This is a genomic window from Chitinophaga sp. Cy-1792, from assembly GCF_011752935.1.
Classification (GTDB): domain Bacteria; phylum Bacteroidota; class Bacteroidia; order Chitinophagales; family Chitinophagaceae; genus Chitinophaga.
Genome location: NZ_VWWO01000003.1, coordinates 62,336 through 83,414 on the forward strand (window position 1 = coordinate 62,336; position 21,079 = coordinate 83,414).

A 21,079-nucleotide genomic window follows, 5' to 3' on the forward strand; every position below is an offset into this window, starting at 1 on the left:
TGTTTCAGCTGATTTGAATGAACAGTATTAATTGCTGAAAATGACATATTTTTATTTTTATGACAGAGAAATTCCGATTCCTTCTTGTTGATGACGATGATGATGATGCTTTTCTATTTGGAGAGGTACTGCAACAAATCGCTCCTGATACCAGTTTCGAGAGCATTTCAAATGGACAGGAGGCACTGGACCGTCTGAAAAATGGGACCATCGATATCCCGGATATTATTTTCCTGGACCTGAACATGCCTCGGATGGACGGGCGGGAATGCCTGATCGAATTAAAAAAAGATGAACAACTGAAAAAAATTCCGGTGATCATTTACACCACTTCTTCTTTACATAGCGATATCCAGCAAACCCTTGAAAACGGGGCGTTGTCTTTTGTTACAAAACCAACGAATATCAAAGCACTGGAAGAAATTTTGCACAACGTATTCCGTAATATTCAGTAATGTTTGCCCGTATTATTATTTTTCAGGTAGATATATAATTTTTGTTTTACAGAGATGATTGTCGGGAGATGATGATCATCTGCCCAAATACTTAACTGAACAATGAAAAAAATTATACCTGCATTGGCTTTGGCCATGCTGTCTGTTCTGACGGCATCTGCACAAACATACCACTGGAAAGTATTACAGCTAAACATCTGGCAGGAAGGCACGATGGTGCCCGGCGGTTATGATGCTATTGTGAATGAAATCGACCGATTGGAGCCTGATTTCGTAATGCTCAGTGAAGTACGTAATTACAAGAACACCCGTTTCTGTGATAGGATTACCGCTTCGCTGGCAGCCAAAGGCAAAACTTATTATAGCTTTTTCTCCAATGGTGCTGGTGTGATGAGCCGTTATCCCATTACAGATAGTGCTACTGTGTTTGAAGGACAGGGAGAAATCTATAAACTCACTACTGTGGTGGATAAGCAAACGGTGGTCCTGTACTCCGGCCACCTGGATTACCTCAATTATGCGGTGTACCTGCCCAGAGGCTACGATGGGGTTACCTGGAAAAAATTGCCGGCGCCATGTACCAACCTGGATACTATCATGGCTTCTAACAGGGCATCGTCCCGTGATGAAGCTATCACGGCATTTCTGCAAGCCGCCAAAGCCGACATCAATCAAAAACACATCATCCTCCTGGGTGGTGATTTCAATGAGGCCAGCCACCTCGACTGGACTGCCGCTACCAAAGATTCATTTGATCACCATGGTATGATTGTTCCCTGGACCTGCTCCGAAATGCTATATAGTAAAGGGTTTAAAGATAGTTACAGAGAATTACACCCGAACCCCGTTAAGTTTCCGGGATTTACTTTTCCCGCGAATAATATATCCGTTCCCGTGAAGCAGCTGGCCTGGGCACCGGATGCGGATGAAAGGGAAAGGATCGATTTTATCTATTATTATCCACAACCAGGGTTAAAGGTCGTGAAAAGCAGTGTGGTAGGGCCTACGGGCTCCATCGTCCGTAACCAGCGGGAAGAGGAAAATACGAAGGATCCTTTTATCCAACCTGCAGGCACCTGGCCTACAGACCATAAAGGTGTGCTGACAGAATTTATTTTCAGGAAATAGCGTTTAAATCCGTTTTGCAAATTCAGCGATGAGTCGTTGATGGTAATTCCGTTCATAGCCGGCGTCCATCAGCGGGGCGAATTTCATGGGGTATGCGTGCAGTGTTATGGCGGTTGCTTCTTCCTCATTTCGCGGGTGAAAGGGGCAGCCGGGGCTTTGCATCAAACGGTGATCATCGATGGCCTGGTGGCATTGTTCACAATGGTTGTACCAGTAGGCGGGTGTATTGTCTGTGGGTTGGGTGAGATGATAACGGGAGAAATTATCCGTTAAAAACTCCTTCAAATTGTCTGAAATCGTGGTTATTCTGTGGAAAATCGAAAAAAAATCTTGTTCCAGCCAAACTTCTTCATCTCTTTCATTCATATCTTTTTCATAGAAAGAATCGCTTGCCAGTGAGATAACCTTATTGGTATGACCACAATGCGGACATACACAGGAACCTTGCGCGATCAATAAAATATCTGAAAGGATGAGGTAAGCGGAGGGAGGAAGTATCCATTGCTGCACTTCTTTTAACCTGCCATATGCTGCATTGGGTAAATACCAGTGCTGACTGTTGTCAACCAATGCGCCTGCTGCCTGCGCAATAGCTTTATCTGTCTCCGGAACATTCAGTAGTAATGACATAATTCACATGATTCAGTAAAAGATATCCTGAATTTAAGCATTTTATGTCAAAGAGATTCCTGCCGGAAGATGATCCCCCGGTTAATTTTTTACAGATAGATACTCAGCTATTAGAATTTATCGTCATTGATTTCCAGCCAGTAGCCGTCAGGATCTTTGAGATAGATCTGCTGAACGCCGTCTACACGTTTGGTAATGGCGCCTGCTTTGCCGGGCCAGTCTTCGAAGCTGACATGGTTTTTATTAAGTCTGTCAACAAATTCCTGCATGGAGGCTACGGAAAAACAGAGGTGCATGTTTTTGTCGTGGAAGGTGGCTTCCTTAGCGCCGGATATAACGTGTACCTGTGAGTGAGGTCCCACTTTAAACCAGCTATGACGGCCATCTTTGAAGGGCTCGTCCATGGTTTCCAGGCCAATGATGTCTCTGTAGAAAGCAGTGCTTTTGTTCAGGTCGACAACGTAAATGGCTATATGATTCAATGAAGGGTGCATGCTGCTTTGTGCCTGTGCAAACGTGGAATTGCCGGTGACTGCCAGTAAAAACATCAATCCGGACAGTAGTAACTTTTTCATAGTTACAAGATAACCGTCCGGATTGAGCAATGCAAGTATTTTATATTAGTTGCTTTTGAAAGCGATGGACTGAATAACTACGTCCAGTTTTTTCAGTGCAGGGTTGTCGGAGTTTACTTTTTTGTCGCCGGTAACCTGGTCGTATTGTTTGGGATCGCCGGTGTTATTGGCCCTGAGCAGGATGGTAACGCCTTTGCCTTCTAACTGTCCGCCGCCCCAGCTGGTAACGAGGCCGCCATCTGTCCATTCAAAGCCGTTGATCTTAAAAGCTCTGCCGTTTATTTTAATCAGCTTTGCCAGCGGATCACCAGGCTTGATGCCATAAGGTGTTTTCCATTTGGTGTGGTCATGAGCAAAGAGTAGTGTATTGCCATTATCTCCATCCATTTCAATCTCCAGTTCATCATCAGTTTCTGGATAGAGTACCAGCGCGGTTTTACCGGTAGAGTTGCCGGCAATGTCGCTGCCATCACGTTTGGTAATATTTTCTTTTCCATAGAGATCAGAGAGTTGGTCTGCTGTTCTGATCTGGAATACCGGCTTTACTTCCCAGGTACGGGTATCTACGGGTGCAGGTGCTGCGGCTGCGGTTTCTGTGCCGGCGCTGCCGGTTGCGCCAGGATTGCTGCTGCTTTCGGTAGCTGTGATACCTCCGGAGCTGGTGCCACCGGAATTCACTGCCACTGCCACCGGATTTTTGCCGGTATTAGGGCCGGTATATGTTCTCAGGAAGTCGGCTTTGTCTTCCAGTAGTTCCTTGGTCTGGTCTTTATATTTATTGGCGGTATAGGTGGCGATCGGGAATACGGCATTGTCTTTCACACCCATACTGCGAAGGTTCGCGATAAAGCGCTGACGGTTACAGTCGCTGTACTGGAACAGGTATTTCAGCGAGGCATCCAGTGCGGACTGGTCGCTTTTAAGATTGGTAACGGTGGAGTCTATATCGAGTCCGCCGGCGCCGCTGCGGGTAAGCTGTTCGGCGATAAAGCCCATAATAGAGTCGTTCTTCAGCTGATAGTGGTAAGCTGCCCTGGCCGAGAAGTCGTCTACGATAGACTGTGCCAGCTTGTTTTGCGCCTGCATAACAAGCGGAAATAGGAGGGTAACCAATGCGAGTAACCGTTTCATATACGCTGTTTGTTGAGAATACTATGTTTACTAAAAATAACTATAATTCCTGAGAGCCCCATGAATAACGGCTCAAAAGCTATAAGGTTACTCTAATAACGTAACTCTCTGCTATAAAATTTCTTATCTCCCCAAAACTATCCCTGATTTTCCCCTTACGGCAGATGCTTATAAAATTAAAACCTCATCCTTTATCTTCGCATTTCAAATTATCATCCGTCTGTATGAAGGTAAAGTCGTTACTGCTGTTTTTAATGGTACTGCTTTTTGCCTGCCAGTCCGATAAATCGAAGTTCGGACCGGAAAATATCCCTGATCCCAAAAAAACGGGTAACGGTTATGTGAGCGACCCCTATCACATGCTGTCTGAATCAGCAGTGAGCGAAGCCAACTCATTGATCAGCTCCCTGGACCAGGAAGGTAAAGCCCAGATTGCCGTAGTCTTGCAGGAAAGTATTGGAAATAATGATGCAAAGGATTTTGCACATAAATTATTTAATACCTGGAAAATCGGCGATGCCGCCACCAATAACGGGCTGCTGATCTTTCTCGTCCGTGATGCGCATAAACTGGTTTTCGAAACAGGAAAAGGACTGGAGGGAGATCTTCCCGATATCACCTGTTTTCATATCGAGCAGGATTATATGATCCCTAAGATCAAGGAAGATAATTACGATGCCGCTTTTATAGATGGTTTAAAATCTGTTGCCTCCTTGCTACATACCGGCAACTATGCCTTTGACCAGGTAACGGATACCCTTGCCACGGTCGACTCCTCCCTGCTGGCAGCCGATGGCGTAGCAGAGAGTGCGGTTGCAGGTGATGATTCATTGGTATATGCCCCCGCACAGAATTTCGCGGAAGCTACGCCCGCAGGAGACGACTACACGGATACCTATGCAAGCCGTGAGCCCGGTACCGGCTTCTTCATAGGACTGATATTCTGTTTTATCATCTCCTATATACTGATGTACCAGTGTTTTGGCAGAAGAAAAAAGATAAAGAAAAAAGTTAACAGTGATATCCCGGAAGATATGCCGGTGAATATCGGTGATATCCCGAACGACTTCCTCAGCCCCGGATGGAAAGGGCTTTTGCTCATCCACGTATGTGCATGGGGGTTATTATGGTTCCTGGAAACCAGGTTTGATATCCGACTGGGGTTCTTTATCTGCCTGCTGGCTTATTATATTACCTGGACCGTTTTCCTGCATTTCGCCATACTGATAATAAATCTTCGTGCCGCCGCCGCATTGCGCGGGGCCGACAGGCATACACGCTGGCAGCGACTCGAAGCCGCGCACCTGCACCTGGTATTCGCAGGGTTTGTGTTCCCGCTGCCTTTCCTGTTCCTGTATATGCGCTATTTCAAACGCAGACAGCTGTCTCTTCGTAATACACCTTATGAATGCCCTACCTGCCATCAGCTGATGCATAAGCTGGATGAAAAAACAGAAGACCATTATCTGGATAAGGCGCAGGTAATAGAAGAACAGCTGCAGTCTGTAGATTATGATGTATGGGTATGTGATAAAGATAATTACCAGATGGTTCTCGATTATACGGATCTGCATATAGCCATTGCCGTATGTCCTTCCTGCGATCATAAAACGTACCAGTGCAAGAAAACCAAGACATTGAAACGCGCTACAGAATCTTCAACAGGCCGCGGTGTTAAAACCTATTTATGTGCTGCCTGTGGTTATTCACACGATTATCAGTTTATCATTCCTAAAATATCATCCTCTTCCTCTTCTTCTTCAGGATCTTCCTCTTCATCCTCTTCCGGAAGCTGGGGTGGGGGTTCTTCCGGTGGCGGCGGTGCCAGCAGCAGCTGGTAAAAAAAAAGGGTTCCGCAGCTGCGGAACCCTGAAAGTTTTTTTCTGTAATCCGGTTATTGGCCGGCATTCATTTTACCTACTATCGTAAATCCTGCAACCCCATTGTTGGTAGTTGCCTGGTAGTACATACCATCAGGAGTGAGGTAATATTCCTGTCCGTTGATGGTTACGCTTCTGGCACCCGCAGGGAGTTCTGTGACAAAATTGGGGTTAGCAGCAGGCGTGTTGCCGGTGTTGTTGGTAGCCGGGTTCGTTGCCGGAGCGGCAGCCTGATTGTTACCGTCAATGTTTTTACCGACCACTTTATATCTGCGGCCGTTGTCTGTCATCACTTCCTGGTAATAAGTACCATTCACGTCGTAGTAAGATTGACCATTTACCTGTACTTCGCTGGCTCCATCCGGAAGATCCGGTACGAGCGCGCCAACAGGGGCATCCACTACTTTGTACCCTTCGTCCTGGTTGCTGTCGTCAACCGGAGCATAGTAGGAACCGCCATAATAATACATTGGACCAAATGCTGCACCTAAAGAGAAGTATCCGAATGGCAGAGCGGATACAAAGAAGCCAAGTGGAGGATAATAATAGCCGTAGTAAGGGCGCCATCCGTGATAATAACGATAGTAGCCGGGATATCCGCCATGGACCCATCCGCTACCGTGCACTATTACAGTTCTGCTGCCTCCGGAAATATGTCCGGAACCTACTACTGCCGGACCACTACCGCGGACAATACGTCCGGATGATCCCGGGTTAATTCTTGGTGAAGAATAGTGGGCTGATGGAGCAGACATTACGCGTGAACCGCCAAATCCGCCACCACCGAAGTGACCACCACCACCGCCGAAATGGCCTCCGCCACCTCCATGACCTCCTCTTTGTGCATAGGCTGAGAAAACTGTACAGGTGCTTAAAAGTCCAGTCAGCACCAACAGTCCTAATATTCTGTTTTTCATGATCTAAGCATTTCCTGCGAAGTGATGGTATCTCTACTTTTCACCTCAACTTTTAGACTGCTAAGCAGGCTGAAAGTTTAATGCTGCTGCGAATCTTTGGGCTAACTGGCTGATATCGGAAGACCGCGCCACACCATCGATCCATTTTGTCGGAATAGCGTCATGACCATAATAAATACCGGCCAGGGCACCGGCTACCGCACCGGTGGTGTCTGTATCTTCTCCAAGGTTAACGGCTTTCAGCACGCATTCCTCATATGATTTAGTGGTCAGGAAACACCAGATCGCACTTTCCAGCGTATGGATGACATACCCGGAAGCATTGATTTCCTGCTCTTTAAGAGAAGCCAGGTTATCCTGCAATACCCGTTTGAAAAGCTTTATTTCATTGGGATTGAATTGCCGTACCGCCAGGAAACTATGAATGGTATGCTGTAAACGCTGGTAGGCGTTGAATATGTCTTTTTCAACCAACAGAATACGTAAAAATTCTACATATATAAAGCAGGCAAATACAGAGCGAAAGTGTTGATGGGTAATGGTAGATACCTCTTTCACCATCTGGTATCTTTTTTCGATGTCCATTTCATTAGCCAGCTGAAAAACGAGCGGAGAAATACGCATGAGTGAGCCGTTACCATTTTCGAAGTCTTCAAACCCGCCGCTGACGAGGGGAGAGGTGCCTGTAGCCACGCGATGTAAAGCCCTGCGGGTAGTGTGACCGATATCAAAAACATTGTTATGGGCAGTCCAGTAGGCCTCACCATACCATTTTACGAATAGCTGGGCCATATTATTAATATCGTAGCCACCGATCAGGCTTTCTGCGGTGCAAAGGGTCAGGGAAGTATCATCGGAGAAGGTGCCCGGAGGCTGGTTCCAGCTGCCATAGCCGATCATGTCTGTTACCGGAGTATTCTGAAGATAGGCCAGGGTTTTGAATTCTACAGGTACGCCTAATGCATCGCCGATGGCCACGCCAAAGAGAGTACCGCTAACTTGTTGCAGCATATGAAATAAGTTTTACATGTTACGAAATAGGTGGCGACGCATGGATGATGGCGGCCGTTGGTTTTCACAGAAATGGTTATACGTTGATTGCTGTTGGAAGAACATGGCAGAAATCTTTTTGTTCAGGGGAATATCTGCTGTTCATTTTCATTCAGAGTTTCTAAAACCTGAAATCCGCGCTTTCGAGCCTTATCACGTTCTATCTTTGTTTCACAAGATTATCAAAATGATAATCACATTATCAAATAGCCATTTGAAATATGAATTAAACCGTCAAATAAGATACAAAAATTTTTAAGACCATGAAAGATCCAACCATTATATTTTATTGATAACCTGTCATGCACCATATCATGACACCGGAAACCAGTAATACCGCAGCCTGATAACCGTAGGCCGGTAAAGACTTTCACAGGTACAGACCGTACTTTCCATTTTCAACATAGACCTGATGCAGCCACTTTACAGGCGCGCCAGTTCGTCCAATGTTTGTTAACCCGTTGTGGAAAGCCGGCATGAGCAGATGCTGGATGTCACATGTCAGATGTCAGATGTTGAACAGTTTCCATGTTAACCAGGGATTGTCTTTCCAGACAATCCATTAAGAACGCATTTTTTAGACACAGGGATTTACTAAGTTCAGCAGGGACTTACTTTCCAGTTCGTCCCGATTTTATCCTTTGAAATGCTGTATAGTAGCAGTGTTTGGGATATCGCATGCCAAAGCCGGACTTTAAATGCCTGTAGTTTAATATAGTTGATATTGTAATGTATGATGTATGTATTTGAGCATTAGCAGGTATACAAAAGGTATATCACGCTGAAAGAGATTTTTGTTTGTAGTCGGTTATTACGCGTAGTTTTTGAGGTTTTGATAAAAATGGTTAACCCGTTCCGGTAATAGTGGGCAAACATGCATGCCCGTTATTATCATGGTTTAATCAAATGTTTCACTCATTTCCAGATTAATAACTGTGAAGAAAGTTGAAATGCCATAATTATCGAAGGAAATGGGTAAGGAACCGGGCTGCCTTTTCAGGCAGTCCGCCATCGAAAAATCCGTACCTGTAAAGCATTACAGGTACGTCAATATATTTCATTGCGATTCGTTTGGTTCACTATTGATTTAGTTTCAGGCAACATCGGGATTTTCTATCGAGATGATCCCCTTATTTAAACCCATACTCCGGGTTTATCATAGCCGAACTAACACACTAGCTAAATAGTGCAACCAACATCACGCAATTTAAAAGAAGCTCCATGTCTGATGAATGGTGAATAATGACTGATAACTGATACTTGAGATTACAGCAGGTCTATTCATACTATAAGGACATAACGGAAGAGTGGCCTGTCCAGGCCACCCACTTTAAAAATAATCCGTGGTGTAAGATTCCGCTTAGAGATAAAAATGTACTGCACGCATATACGCTGTGGACTTGTAGCTGCATAAAGACGCTCTCTGCAATTGAAACACCAGGTCAGCATACTTCATTTAGGGTGGTACTTTTAATAATCTAGACAGAGGCCGTTTTTCTAAATGGCCTCCCAGTTTCTTCCTGACGCTAATGTGCAGCCGATTTAGTACTTTTCCGGCAGGAAAATCAGGTGTTATGAAATATAATCAACTGGGGAAATCTGCATTACAGGTAAGCGAAATTGCCTTCGGATGTATGTCGCTGACAAAAGGTGCCGCGGATAATATAAGGCTGATCCATGCCGCAATGGCAGCAGGTATCAACCTGTTTGATACGGCGGACCTATACGATCACGGCGATAATGAACGTATGCTGGGAGAAGCCCTGAAAGATACACGCAGAGAGGAGGTGATCATTGCCACGAAAGTAGGTAACCAATGGAGAGCAGATAAAAGCGGTTGGGATTGGAACCCACGTAAAGACTATATCATCGCTGCAGTGGAAGAGAGTCTGCGCCGCCTCCATACAGATTATATCGATCTGTATCAGCTGCATGGCGGAACAATCGAAGATCCTGTCAGTGAAACGATAGAAGCCTTTGAAACGCTGGTACAGCAAGGAAAGATCCGCTACTACGGTATTTCGTCCATACGCCCGGAGGTTATCCGCGCCTATGTACAACAGTCAAACATCGTCAGCGTAATGATGCAATACAGTCTGCTGGACAGGCGCCCGGAAGAAGCGGCATTACCGCTGCTGCTGGAGCATAACATTGGCGTACTCGCCAGGGGGACGGTAGCAAAAGGACTGCTGGCAGGCAAGGAACCGGCCAGTTACCTCAATTTTTCTGCTGACCAGGTAGCTGCAGCTGCCGCGGCAGTGGCCCGTGAATCGGTACCGGGAAGAGGTCCGGCGGAAACAGCCATCCGCTATGTATTACAGCAACCCGCTGTTAGCAGCGCTGTACTAGGTATTCGCACAGACAAACATCTACAGGATGCCCTGGCTGCAGATAAGGCCCCGGCGCTGGACGAAAAAACCATCGCTGCCTTGTCGGCAAGTATTCCTGCCAACGTCTATGAACAATACAGGTAACTAACCTGCAGGCATAAACGTTATATTGTTGTCCAAAACAAATACCGCTGTTATGCAAAAGCTAAAAGTTGGGATGCTATTGTTTCCGGACATGACCATCCTGGATTTCACCGGTCCATATGAGGTTTTTAGCAAAGCCTGGTGCTTTGAAGTGATTCCGGTAGCCGTTAATACCGACCCGGTTAAGGTAGAAGGTGGCCTCATCATCCAGGCTGCCGTGAGCTATCACGACTGCCCACAGCTGGATGTCATCTTCGTACCTGGCGGAAAAGGAATCAACCCCTTACTGACCGATAAACAAACGATCAGCTTTTTGCAGCAACAGGCAGAAAAAGCCCGGTATATCACCTCCGTTTGTACCGGCGCCCTGGTATTGGCCGCAGCAGGATTGCTGGATGGCTATAAAGCCACCACACACTGGCGCTCGCTCGAACTGCTACGCATGTTTGGCGTGGAAACAGTAGAAGCGCGGGTGGTGAAAGACCGCAACCGCATTACCGGCGGTGGCGTCACTGCCGGCATCGACTTCGGACTATCCTTTGCGGCCACCATCGCAGGTGAAGAGCTGGCCAAAGTAATCCAGCTCCAGCTGGAATATAACCCGCAACCGCCATTTCATGCAGGATCTCCTAAAACTGCTGAAATGCCTGTACTGCAAAAAACAAGAGAACTGACACAACTGATGCTCGAAACCAGGAAGAAAATTATTAAAGAACTCCTGTCAACTTCTTTACAGACTAACAGCTGATAACGTTTTTTATCGTTTCAGCCCGGCCTTTCCGGCACTGATAACTGCGCTATTTTTGCACAAAAAATCAGCTAAATCCATTTTTTTTATTTTTTCTGTAGATAAAAACCTTATTGATAGCAGCTTCCAGAAACCGATGACCAAAATCATTGATCGTAAAATCAATTAAAAGTAACTTATGATGAATAGTACGATGAAAAACATCGCCGGACTCGCAACAGCAATGCTGATGCTATTGTGTTGCACCCGATGTGCACATAACCCTTATGCGGCCACGAACAAAAAATACCGCCACCAGGCGAAGGCGCTCAGCAAAACGGTAAAGCAACAGCCCTCCGGTTTAAAAGGCGCCGACGGTATTCAGGCCCCATATTGGGTAGGTACTACCAATTTCAATTTGCGTAAACCAAATTTTGTTATCATCCACCATACTGCCCAGAACTCCTGTGAGCAGACCCTGAAAACCTTCACCCTTGAACGGACACAGGTAAGCGCCCACTACGTAGTATGCAGAAATGGTATGGTACATCATATGCTGAACGACTACCTCAGGGCATGGCATGGTGGCCTCGCCAAATGGGGAAATCTGACAGATATTAACTCATCGTCCATAGGGATTGAACTCGATAATAACGGTGCTGAGCCCTTCCCGGATGTCCAGATCCAAAGCCTGATCATACTCCTGGACTCCCTGAAACACCGCTACAGCATCCCGGTCGCTAATTTTATCGGACACGGAGATATCGCACCAGTAAGGAAAAATGACCCCAGCAGACTATTCCCATGGCAACAACTTGCCGAAAAAGGCTTCGGACTCTGGTACGATGATACCACCAATATCTCCGTACCACAGTACTTCAACGACCTTCAGGCACTTCGTATAATCGGTTACGATATAAGAGATACCTCCGCCGCAGTGATGGCCTTTAAAAGGCATTTTATCCCACAGGATACACTGCCCGGATTTTCAGAGAATGACAGGAAAATACTCTGGAGCCTGCAACAGAAAAATCAATAAGCAGGATTACAGCGGTTTTTCAGTCTGATGTGGATCGCTTTCATCTCTTGAGAATATACAAATAGACGAACCCCTTCTTGTGGTATCCTTTTAATGATTTTTGGGGTTTACAATTGAAACATTATAATCATAGAATCCCGGCTTCCGCCGGGATTATTTTTTGTAAAGTCAGATAAATATAGTATTTTAATAATAGGTACAAAGAACCAAAACCAAAGTCTGTAATTCCACACGATCGTAAACTGATAAGCATCTGAATGAATACTTAACTCCCATTCATCATTAATTCCACATGCCATGAAAATTCATCTCAAATCCCTTTTATTACTGGTAATACCAGTGACGATACTGCTATGCACCAGGAAATCTGCAGCTGCGTATACCCCTACAGGTTACACCAACAAAGATACCTGTCTCGTTAAAAAAGATTTCAGCTACGACTTCCCCGACAGTCTGCGTAAAAAAATTAATCTCCTCATCGAAGATAAACTCAGCGGAGGCATTAATGAAAAAGGCGTAGTCACCTGGGAAAACTCTCCCGATGCGCCTGAATACTACCAGGTTATCCTCCGGAAAAATAAAATAACCATGAAATACAAAGGGACCGTATGCCTGGACCAGGACAAAATGGTCTGGGACAATTTCAAATCCTGCGACGAAGAGCTAAAGAAATTACTGAATAAGTAACTAGTCCGATCTTAAAGAATGGTATTGGCCGAAATCTGGCTACCTGTACCACCAATCAACAATCAGCCATATAAAAAAAGGGTGCCTGTAAAAAGGCACCCTTGTGATTTATTCATATTTGATTCACGATTATTTTTTCTTTGGCGGATTAGCCGCATGGTATCTTGCTACTTCAATACCTGCCTCAATTACAGGGCCAACGCCATGGAAGTCGTTCAGCTCTGTCGGGCGGTTATAGTAGAAAGAAATATCCGCAGAGGTATTGGTGCCGATGCAAACGTCTTTCAGCTGCCCGTCTTCTGTAATCTTCTCTTTTACCAGTCCTTCCCAGCCTTTTTCCGCAATGGTGATATAACGTTTGTCTAACCAGCCATCGTTAACACCTTTCGCGATGCAATACACAAACATGGCGGTGCAGGAAGTTTCTGTATAGGAATCATTACGATCGAGTACCTGGTGCCAGATACCGCTGGCCGACTGATAAGGCGCCACGCCGAGTATCTGCCTGGTTACGTCAGCAATGACTTCTGCACGACCCGGATGATTTTCCGGCAGGTAGTTCAGCAGCTGCACTTTTGCCAGCATGATCCAGCCATTGGCACGGCCCCAGTGTGCAACGCCCTGTCTTTTCAGGTCTTCGTAATAGTAATGCACATATAAGCCTGCTTTCTCGTCCCAGAGGTAGTGGGAAAAATGTTTTATCTGCGCTACTGCGTCATCGAAATATTTTTTATCACCACTCAGTTTTCCCATCCTGGCAAGGAAAGGAACGCTCATATACAGGTCATCGCCCCACAGCGTCCATTTGTAAGGGTTAGGACGACATAACGTTCCGTCAGGCAGGCGCTCCTGCTTATTGCTGATATGATTTGCTGCATTGTCGATATATGCTTTATAATCCGGGCGTTTCACGGAGTTATACACATCGATAACACTGGCCCCCATAGCCCCGCAATCGTCCAGTACCCTGGTATTGATGAGCTGGTTAAATGGATAGCCGGAATATTTCTCCCCGGCTTTCTGACGGGCTTCAAAATATTTATAGTTGTCAAAAGCAAAAGCCACATGCTGTTTGGCGAAATTGCTGTACTTGTCATCTTTCAGGTAAGCACCCAGGTCCACCATGGCAATATTCAATACCCCGTTAGGATAATGCCATTCACTTAAATGATCGGAGATTTTCGCTTTAACGCTGGCGGGAATGTCTTTACTTACTGTATAAGTCTGGTTATTATCTCCAATAAACTTAAAGGCAGCATGGGCAACCGCGTAATCAGCTACTTTACGGACAACCGCGGCATCGTCTATGTCCTGCGCGGAACATATACCGGAAATGCCGAGTCCAAGGCATAGTAAGGCTAGTTTAGTCATAACGGGTGTGGATATTTAGATCCAATATAGAACTGATTTTTGTTTTATGCAAACGATTGCATAAAATTATCATTTTTCGATAGTATTATGCTTAGGGATCAAAAATTTGCAAGGATAGCTTACAATAACGGAAAGTTTATAACTTAGTGAATCTCAGAATAGCCCGAATGGCTAAACGAAAAAGCCGGTAGTCCGGGGAAACGCCTATGTATAAATTGATGTGTATACTGCTGATGACAACGGCAGTTGCGTGTAACAACCAACCGGCCACAGACGAAACAGAACAGGTGGCAGTGGCAGCACCGGCAGAAGATGCGGAAATAACAGGGTCAGAGTGGAATGGCGTACAGGAAGCCCATGCAGATATAGACTGGGAAAAGATAGAAGTATTTGATTTTTCCAGGTCTGTTGTAGATAAACACCTGCCTTTATATGGCCCCCGCCAGCAATTTGAAGCGCTTTGGGGAAAAGCTGATAGTCTGGTTACACCCGACTACGAAGAGGTATGCGGTGCGCAGTTTGATGATGAGTTCTCCTATTATTACCGCCATGGTTCCAGGTTTGAACTATGCCGCGATTCTATAGTGTGCGACAAATACGTGTTTTCACCCACGGCGGTGATCTCCAGCGGCAAAATTTCCCTTTCGGCCGCCACCACCTGGGAACAGGCACGCAAACTGTTTCCAATGGCCGCCAGACAGGCGGATAATGAAGGCAGTACAGAAATGCTCATGCTGCGCGAGTCGCCCGATGGTGATGCCGGCCTTCAGCTGCAATTCAGGAATGGCAAATTATATAGTATCAGTTATAATCTGCCATGCTAGCCTGATTGCGGGAAGATATATTTAAACAAGATAAACACTTAAGCTACGCGCACCCTGGGCGCCATGGACTAATACTGCCCCGATATCTGCCGTTGCAGACGGCCCCATCATAAAACAGCCATAGGCAGTATCGTCGAGGAATACACGCATATAGGCATCGTACATATCTGCTACCAGTTCTGTTGGTTGTAGTAAGATGACCAGGTGTTGAGATAAAAATCCAAGTGAATTGACCACCAGGTCTTCCTGCGTAAGCCATACCATTCCATTTTCAGCAACGCCAAAACGCGCACGGATAATACCAACATCTACATCGGCCAGGTCATGCGGGTTCTTAATGCTGTGAATGTCGAGGTTACCTTTCAGGTCAGGGGTGGCTGAACAGATCACGCTGGCATCTCCATACTGCTCTTCCAGCAAAGCCTGTGCTGCTGCCAGACTAGCCGGTTTATACAGGGTGGCGCCCGCCTCTCTGATACGTTCTTCAAATGCCGGTAACATAACTGTAATGGTTTTAGCGAATGCCGGTGTTTCCGGATAGGCTACCTTTTCTGAGGGGAGGTTGCTACGAACGGCCTCCATTACCTGGTCACGTGGGTTGAGATTCATCTTGCTGGGTTTTAGATGTAAAAGTTGCGGTTTAAAGTTCTTTTGGTGATGGTTCCTTGTCTGGTTGTTTATATTGTAGGTACCATTCTCTGAAGGTTTGCTTTGCGAAATGCGGTAACTCACGGTGACGCCCCCACGGGTTCAGACTACGATTGTACAGTAAAAAATGAGGCGTGATTTTCATAGCTGCGCTGGCAGCCGTTTCCGCACCATGAAACAACCCGGGGTGCTCAAATACCTTTCCGGCCGCGCCAAAGGCCAGTCGCCTGCTGATAGGCAGGTATTTCTTCTCTGCCATTACCTTCCTCCATTTTAATATCTGGTCGCTGATATCAATCTTCACCGGACATACTTCCGTACAGGAGCCACATAAGGTAGAGTGGTAAGGTAATTCGCTGTATTTGGATTCATCAAATGTAGGATCAAGTATAATACCGATAGGCCCCGAATAGGTAGCGCCATAAGCCAATCCGCCGCTACGGCGGTACACCGGGCAGGTATTCATGCAGGCGCCGCAACGAATGCACTTCAGCGAATGCCAGAAGTCGGGAAGCCCCAGCCGCTTGCTTCGGCCATTATCGGTAAGTATGATATGAAGTTCTCCACCATTCCGGGGGCCGGTAAAATGAGAGGTGTACTGCGTAGCCAGCGTCCCCAGGGCACTGCGCGACAACAACCGGATAAATATTCCCAGGTCCTGCACCTTCGGCAACAGTTTTTCTATACCTATGGAAGCGATATGCACCGGCGGCACGCTGGCGCCTATATCGGCATTGCCTTCGTTGGTACATACCACGAAGCTGCCGGTTTCTGCTATGGCGAAATTAGCCCCTGTCATACCGGCGCCGGCTTTCAGAAAGCGCTGCCGCGCATCCTGCCGCATGGCTTCAGTAAGGTACTGCGGGTCTGCATTATTGGGGTCTGTACCGATAGCTTTGGCAAATATCTCCGCAATATCTCCTGCCGTTTTATGAATGGCAGGCATGACTATATGACTGGGCGGCTGATTATCCAGCTGCTGTATACGCTCTCCCAGGTCGGATTCCGTAACGGTGATGCCACGGGTTTCGAGGAAGGCGGTCATATTACATTCTTCCTGCAGCATGGACTTACTCTTAATAACCGAATTTATATTTCTGGAAGAAAGAATATCCAGTACATGCTGGTTATGTTCTGCGGCATCGCGGGCCCAGTATACTTTTGCACCATGCCGTGTTGCATTCGCTTCAAACAGCTCCAGGTAATGATCAAGATGGGTGAGCGTATGGGCCTTTATCTGCGAAGCCAGATCACGCAATGCTTCCCATTCAGGAACAGCCCTGGCAGCAGCATCTCTTTTCATCCTTGCCGCCCACAGGTGCTCATCATGAAAGGGTTCATGAATATCGTCCTTGTCAATAAAAGCAGCAGCATTGGCTGCTACATCCACACGTTTTGATGACATATGATCCGGTTAAAAAGGTCCTCCGTTCAATACCTGTGCAATGTGTATAAACTTCAGGTGCATGCCGGCTTTCCTGGCAATGCCCTGCTGGTGCATCAGGCACGACATATCCGGAGAAATGATAAACTCCGCTTCATGCCTGAGATAATCATGGATTCGGTCCAGCCCCATACGGGCGCTTACTGCTTCATCTGTCACGCAAAAGGTGCCACCAAAACCACAACATTCGTCGGGGCGGTCCAGCTGCACCAGCTCCAGCCCTTCCACCATTTGCAGCAGCTTCTCACTTTTGTTGAAATACGGGCCCATATGTTCGCTGGGCTGCGCTATGTGAAGGCCGCGAATAGAACTGCAACTGTTATGCAGACTAGCTTTATACCGGAAATAAGCCCATGGAAAGGCGCTGACACCCAGCACATCGTGCAGAAACTCTACCAGCTCCCAGGTATTGTTGCGTACCTGTGTAACTGCTTCCGTTTGGGGGATGGCATCAAAATGCTGACGCACATGCTTTACACAACTGCCTGCCGGCCCTACGATATAATCGAACCCTTTAAAATTTTCCACAAATAGCTGTTCGGCGGCTGCGGAGTTGGCGTTGTCGCCTTCATTGGCCATAGGCTGGCCGCAACAGGTCTGATTCAGGGGGTATACCACTTCTACACCAAAACGCTCCAATAGCTCATGGGTGGCTATTCCTGCCTCAGGATAAATAGCATCAATGTAACAAGGTATGAACAGCGCTACCTTCATATGATTTCAGATTGTGATGGTACGATTTGAATTAACACATTTGCGCATATTTTGTTGTGTGTAATTAAATGGAAAAAGGTCGTCTCTACCCGGTAGAGACGACCTTTTATAAAGATTTTAAAATAATATGCAGCCTTTACATCACGGGAGTTTTCCCGCCATCAACGGCGATACTGGTGCCAGTGATATAGCTGGCAGCAGGAGAGCAGAGGAAAGCAGCCAGTGCCGCTACTTCTTCCGGTGTGCCAAAGCGCTTCATAGGAATTTCCTTCTTCGCTTCTTCGGCTACCTTTTCTGCGGTAGTATTATTCTTTTTGGCGCCTGCTTCAAAGAGGGATGCCAGTCGGCCTGTACTGGTGCTGCCTGGCAGTACGTTATTCACGGTAATGCCATGTTCAGCGACCTCGTTGGCGAGTGTCTTTGCCCAGGAGGCTACTGCCCAGCGTACGGTATTGGATACGCCCAGGTTTTTCAGCGGCGCTTTTACTGAAGTAGAAATGATATTGATGATGCGGCCATAGCCTGCGGTGATCATGCCTGGCACCAATGCCTGCGCCAGCACCTGATTGCAAAGTACATGCTGTTCAAAGGTATTGGCAAAAGCCTGTGTTTCAGCTTCCAGGATAGGCCCGGATGCCGGCCCGCCGGTATTGTTGATCACAATATGAATGGGTTTACCAGCCGCCAGCTCATTTGCTACGCTGATCACCTCATTGATATCGGAAAAATCAGCGATCTCATAACTGTGATGCTGACCGTGACCAGTATGCAGTGTGGATAAGGCCGCTTTTAATCGTTCCTCATTTCTTGCCAGCAGGATACAATTGGCACCAAGCAGCGATAGCTCTACCGCTGTAGCCAGTCCAATGCCCTGCGAGCTGCCGCAAATCAAGGCTGTCTTACCTTTTAATGAGAGATCCATCGACAGATATTTTACTGCTAATGTAACAATAACTGCTTATACCCGAACGTAAATTTTCTTCTTGTCCAGGATGAAACCCACCAGCCAGCAGAGCAGCATATAGCCGAGAGAAAATAGTAATGAACCGAATTTCCCGGGAGAGATAGCCTGGAAAATATGTTCATTAATCCACGTATAGGCATTCACGTTACCAATCATAAAGAAGTATAGCAATATCGCCAGTACTTCCGACAATAAGTAGAGAAATAGCGGGTTCTTCCCGAATACGGTAAAGAAACCTGTTCCGAAGGTAACGTGTAAAATATCGATGATGTAGATTAAGAGCGATAATATCAGCAGATCTATGCCTACAGTAAGAAATACATAGGAGCTGGTCCAGAGTTTTTTATTGATAGGGAATACGGTATTCCAGAGTAAGGCCAGTGCGATCAGCGCTACACCTGCCATTACGAGGCGGCCAATGCCAGGAAGTGTTTTGCCTGCTTTCTGCACAAACAAACCTGTATAGTAACCACCCACTACGTTGACAATTGCAGGGAAAGTACTCAGCAAGCCTTCCGGATCAAAAGGAAAACCCTCGCCATGGTACAGGTGATTGTCGCCCAGCAGGAATTTGTCGAGTGCCAGGCCGGCATTTCCATGAATGCCATACTGGTCGCCAGGAGTGCCGAAGAACCATAGCACGGCCCAATAGCCCAGCAATAATACGGCACTAACGGTAATAACTACACGTTTACTGCAATAGTAGATCAGCAGTGATGCAAAGCAGTAGCACAGGGCAATACGCTGTAAAACGCCAAATACACGGGTATATTCAAATTTGGTGAATACAATCCCTTCTTCACTATGATGTACAAACGGAAACCAGTACATCAGAAATCCCAGCAGAAAAATAATAGCGGTTCGTTTAAAGATTTTGCCCAGTACTTCCGACTGTGGCATATTGGCAAACTTGCGCATGGTAAAGCTCATCGCATTACCTACAGCAAAAAGGAAGGACGGAAATACAAGGTCTGTTGGCGTAAAACCATGCCAGGCGGCATGTTCCAATGGGTCATATACCCCGCCGGTGCCTCCTGTGTTAACGATAATCATAAAACATACCGTCAGGCCACGGAAAACATCCAGGGGCAGGAATCTTTGGGAGGGCTGTGTCATATCCCGAAATTTGGTTGATAAGATGGTAAGGAATGAATTGGCGCGTTTGAGCCGTTTACAATATAAAAATCTATCTCCCAAAAAACAAGTTGCAGGAAAAAAACAATATACAGGCAGTTGCTATTTTTATATTTTTAGAGAGATTTCCACCATGCTTTCAACAATGAAAATTTCAACCCGTTATGTATAAAGCATTCCTTTTCCACGTTTTAATGGTTACTGTCCTGTGCATTGGATGCACCAGGCCCGAAAGAAAAGTATGGACAACAAAAGAAGCGACCGACTGGTACGCAAAACAGCCCTGGCTCCGGGGTACGGATTTTATTCCCAGCACAGCCATCAATCAGCTGGAAATGTGGCAGGCCGCTACATTTGATACCGCTACTATCGACAGGGAACTGGGATATGCGGAAGGCATCGGACTTAATTCCGTAAGGGTATACCTGCACCACATCGCCTGGCAGCAGGACCCGCAGGGATTTAAGCAAAGGATGGACAAATACCTCAGCATCGCTGATAAACACCACATTTCCACCTTGTTCGTGTTTTTTGATGACTGCTGGAACGACCACCCGCAGGCAGGCACGCAACCAGCGCCTAAGCCAGGCATCCACAACTCCGGCTGGGTGCGTGATCCCGGATCTGATATCCTTGGTGAAAAAGGCAAACTGCTGATGGATACCCTGCATCAGTACGTCACTGATGTACTCAATACCTTTAAGGATGATAAGCGTGTTGTGATGTGGGACGTTTACAACGAGCCCGGTAACTCCGGCTACGGCGACTCCAGCATGAACCTGCTGCAACATGTTTTCAGCTGGGGGAGGGAAGTGGCTTTAACGCAACCACTGACTGCCGGTGTCTGGGACCCTCACCTGGTAAACCTGAACGCATTTCAGCTGGAAACTTCCGATGTAATTACCTATCATAACTATAACGATGAAAAAGCGCACCAGGAGGCGATTGATAGTCTGCGCAAGTACAATAAGCCATTGATTTGTACAGAATATATGGCACGTACCCGGGGCAGCCATTTTGCCAATATCCTGCCTTTGCTGCATGATCAGCATATCGGCGCCTACAGCTGGGGGCTGGTTTCCGGTAAAACCAATACCAAATACGCCTGGAGCGATCCTAAGCCTGATGGCAGCGAGCCGGCAGTCTGGTTCCATGATATTTTTCATCCGGATGGCAGTCCTTACGACAGCAGTGAAGTACAGCTGATCCGTAAAATCACAGGTGTAAGTAAGTAATCATCTACCTGTATACAAACAAAAAACGCGTCTTTACCCGGTAAAGACGCGT

At 46.5% G+C, this 21,079-nt stretch carries 20 protein-coding genes; 9 read left to right on the forward strand and 11 right to left on the reverse strand.

The window, feature by feature from the left end; genetic code table 11:
• Positions 1–59: 59 nt before the first annotated feature.
• Together F3J22_RS25520 and F3J22_RS25525 are read left to right on the forward strand one after the other, a co-directional pair.
• A complete protein-coding gene (locus F3J22_RS25520; protein ID WP_167020837.1) occupies positions 60–455 on the forward strand; it encodes a response regulator in 396 nt (131 codons plus the stop codon).
• 102 nt (positions 456–557) lie between these two features.
• Complete coding sequence (locus F3J22_RS25525; RefSeq protein WP_167020838.1) at positions 558–1,583, forward strand: endonuclease/exonuclease/phosphatase family protein; 1,026 nt, start codon at positions 558–560, stop codon at positions 1,581–1,583.
• 3 nt (positions 1,584–1,586) lie between these two features.
• Here F3J22_RS25525 and F3J22_RS25530 read toward each other — a convergent pair whose 3' ends face one another.
• The 3 genes from F3J22_RS25530 to F3J22_RS25540 form a co-directional block, all read right to left on the reverse strand.
• The gene (locus tag F3J22_RS25530) at positions 1,587–2,213 is read right to left on the reverse strand and encodes a TraR/DksA family transcriptional regulator (RefSeq protein WP_167020839.1); all 627 of its coding nucleotides are present in this window, start codon (positions 2,211–2,213) and stop codon (positions 1,587–1,589) included.
• Between the two features lie 110 nt (positions 2,214–2,323).
• Positions 2,324–2,788, reverse strand: a complete 465-nt coding sequence (locus tag F3J22_RS25535; RefSeq protein ID WP_167020840.1) for a VOC family protein — start codon at positions 2,786–2,788, stop codon at positions 2,324–2,326.
• Positions 2,789–2,833: 45 nt separating this feature from the next.
• The gene (locus F3J22_RS25540; protein ID WP_167020841.1) at positions 2,834–3,919 is read right to left on the reverse strand and encodes a hypothetical protein; all 1,086 of its coding nucleotides are present in this window, start codon (positions 3,917–3,919) and stop codon (positions 2,834–2,836) included.
• A 224-nt stretch (positions 3,920–4,143) separates the two neighbouring features.
• On the opposite strand from F3J22_RS25540, the gene F3J22_RS25545 reads away from it, so the two are divergent.
• On the forward strand, positions 4,144–5,760 hold the full coding sequence (locus tag F3J22_RS25545) for a YgcG family protein (protein WP_167020842.1): 1,617 nt from the start codon (positions 4,144–4,146) through the stop codon (positions 5,758–5,760).
• A gap of 53 nt (positions 5,761–5,813) precedes the next feature.
• Here F3J22_RS25545 and F3J22_RS25550 read toward each other — a convergent pair whose 3' ends face one another.
• Positions 5,814–6,716 carry a DUF6515 family protein gene (locus F3J22_RS25550; protein WP_167020802.1) on the reverse strand — a complete coding sequence of 301 codons (903 nt, stop codon included), beginning with the start codon at positions 6,714–6,716 and terminating at the stop codon, positions 5,814–5,816.
• A 60-nt stretch (positions 6,717–6,776) separates the two neighbouring features.
• The gene (locus F3J22_RS25555; RefSeq protein WP_167020843.1) at positions 6,777–7,727 is read right to left on the reverse strand and encodes an ADP-ribosylglycohydrolase family protein; all 951 of its coding nucleotides are present in this window, start codon (positions 7,725–7,727) and stop codon (positions 6,777–6,779) included.
• A gap of 1,613 nt (positions 7,728–9,340) precedes the next feature.
• Here F3J22_RS25555 and F3J22_RS25560 point away from each other — a divergent pair.
• The 4 genes from F3J22_RS25560 to F3J22_RS25575 all read left to right on the forward strand — a co-directional run bounded on the left by F3J22_RS25560 (position 9,341) and on the right by F3J22_RS25575 (position 12,693).
• Positions 9,341–10,240: an aldo/keto reductase gene (locus F3J22_RS25560; protein ID WP_167020844.1), complete on the forward strand. Its 900-nt coding sequence runs from the start codon at positions 9,341–9,343 to the stop codon at positions 10,238–10,240.
• Between the two features lie 52 nt (positions 10,241–10,292).
• The gene (locus F3J22_RS25565) at positions 10,293–10,988 is read left to right on the forward strand and encodes a DJ-1/PfpI family protein (protein WP_167020845.1); all 696 of its coding nucleotides are present in this window, start codon (positions 10,293–10,295) and stop codon (positions 10,986–10,988) included.
• A gap of 178 nt (positions 10,989–11,166) precedes the next feature.
• Positions 11,167–12,006, forward strand: coding sequence for an N-acetylmuramoyl-L-alanine amidase (locus tag F3J22_RS25570; RefSeq protein WP_240155210.1), 840 nt, complete (start codon positions 11,167–11,169; stop codon positions 12,004–12,006).
• A gap of 297 nt (positions 12,007–12,303) precedes the next feature.
• Positions 12,304–12,693, forward strand: a complete 390-nt coding sequence (locus F3J22_RS25575) for a hypothetical protein (protein WP_167020846.1) — start codon at positions 12,304–12,306, stop codon at positions 12,691–12,693.
• A 129-nt stretch (positions 12,694–12,822) separates the two neighbouring features.
• Here F3J22_RS25575 and F3J22_RS25580 read toward each other — a convergent pair whose 3' ends face one another.
• The gene (locus F3J22_RS25580) at positions 12,823–14,064 is read right to left on the reverse strand and encodes a glycoside hydrolase family 105 protein (RefSeq protein WP_167020847.1); all 1,242 of its coding nucleotides are present in this window, start codon (positions 14,062–14,064) and stop codon (positions 12,823–12,825) included.
• Positions 14,065–14,270: 206 nt separating this feature from the next.
• Between F3J22_RS25580 and F3J22_RS25585 the strand changes: the two genes are divergently transcribed.
• Entirely contained in the window at positions 14,271–14,888 is a 618-nt protein-coding gene (locus F3J22_RS25585; protein ID WP_167020848.1) for a hypothetical protein, read from the forward strand.
• Between the two features lie 21 nt (positions 14,889–14,909).
• Here the strand turns inward: F3J22_RS25585 and F3J22_RS25590 are convergent, their stop codons facing one another.
• From F3J22_RS25590 to F3J22_RS25610, 5 genes are all read right to left on the reverse strand, one after another.
• On the reverse strand, positions 14,910–15,497 hold the full coding sequence (locus F3J22_RS25590; RefSeq protein WP_167020849.1) for an LUD domain-containing protein: 588 nt from the start codon (positions 15,495–15,497) through the stop codon (positions 14,910–14,912).
• A 31-nt stretch (positions 15,498–15,528) separates the two neighbouring features.
• Positions 15,529–16,941 carry a lactate utilization protein B gene (locus tag F3J22_RS25595; RefSeq protein WP_167020850.1) on the reverse strand — a complete coding sequence of 471 codons (1,413 nt, stop codon included), beginning with the start codon at positions 16,939–16,941 and terminating at the stop codon, positions 15,529–15,531.
• 9 nt (positions 16,942–16,950) lie between these two features.
• Positions 16,951–17,694, reverse strand: a complete 744-nt coding sequence (locus tag F3J22_RS25600) for a (Fe-S)-binding protein (protein ID WP_167020851.1) — start codon at positions 17,692–17,694, stop codon at positions 16,951–16,953.
• A gap of 136 nt (positions 17,695–17,830) precedes the next feature.
• Entirely contained in the window at positions 17,831–18,616 is a 786-nt protein-coding gene (locus tag F3J22_RS25605) for an SDR family oxidoreductase (RefSeq protein ID WP_167020852.1), read from the reverse strand.
• Between the two features lie 36 nt (positions 18,617–18,652).
• Positions 18,653–19,774: an acyltransferase family protein gene (locus F3J22_RS25610; RefSeq protein ID WP_167020853.1), complete on the reverse strand. Its 1,122-nt coding sequence runs from the start codon at positions 19,772–19,774 to the stop codon at positions 18,653–18,655.
• 182 nt (positions 19,775–19,956) lie between these two features.
• On the opposite strand from F3J22_RS25610, the gene F3J22_RS25615 reads away from it, so the two are divergent.
• Positions 19,957–21,027 carry a glycoside hydrolase family 2 TIM barrel-domain containing protein gene (locus F3J22_RS25615; RefSeq protein WP_167020854.1) on the forward strand — a complete coding sequence of 357 codons (1,071 nt, stop codon included), beginning with the start codon at positions 19,957–19,959 and terminating at the stop codon, positions 21,025–21,027.
• Positions 21,028–21,079: the final 52 nt, after the last annotated feature.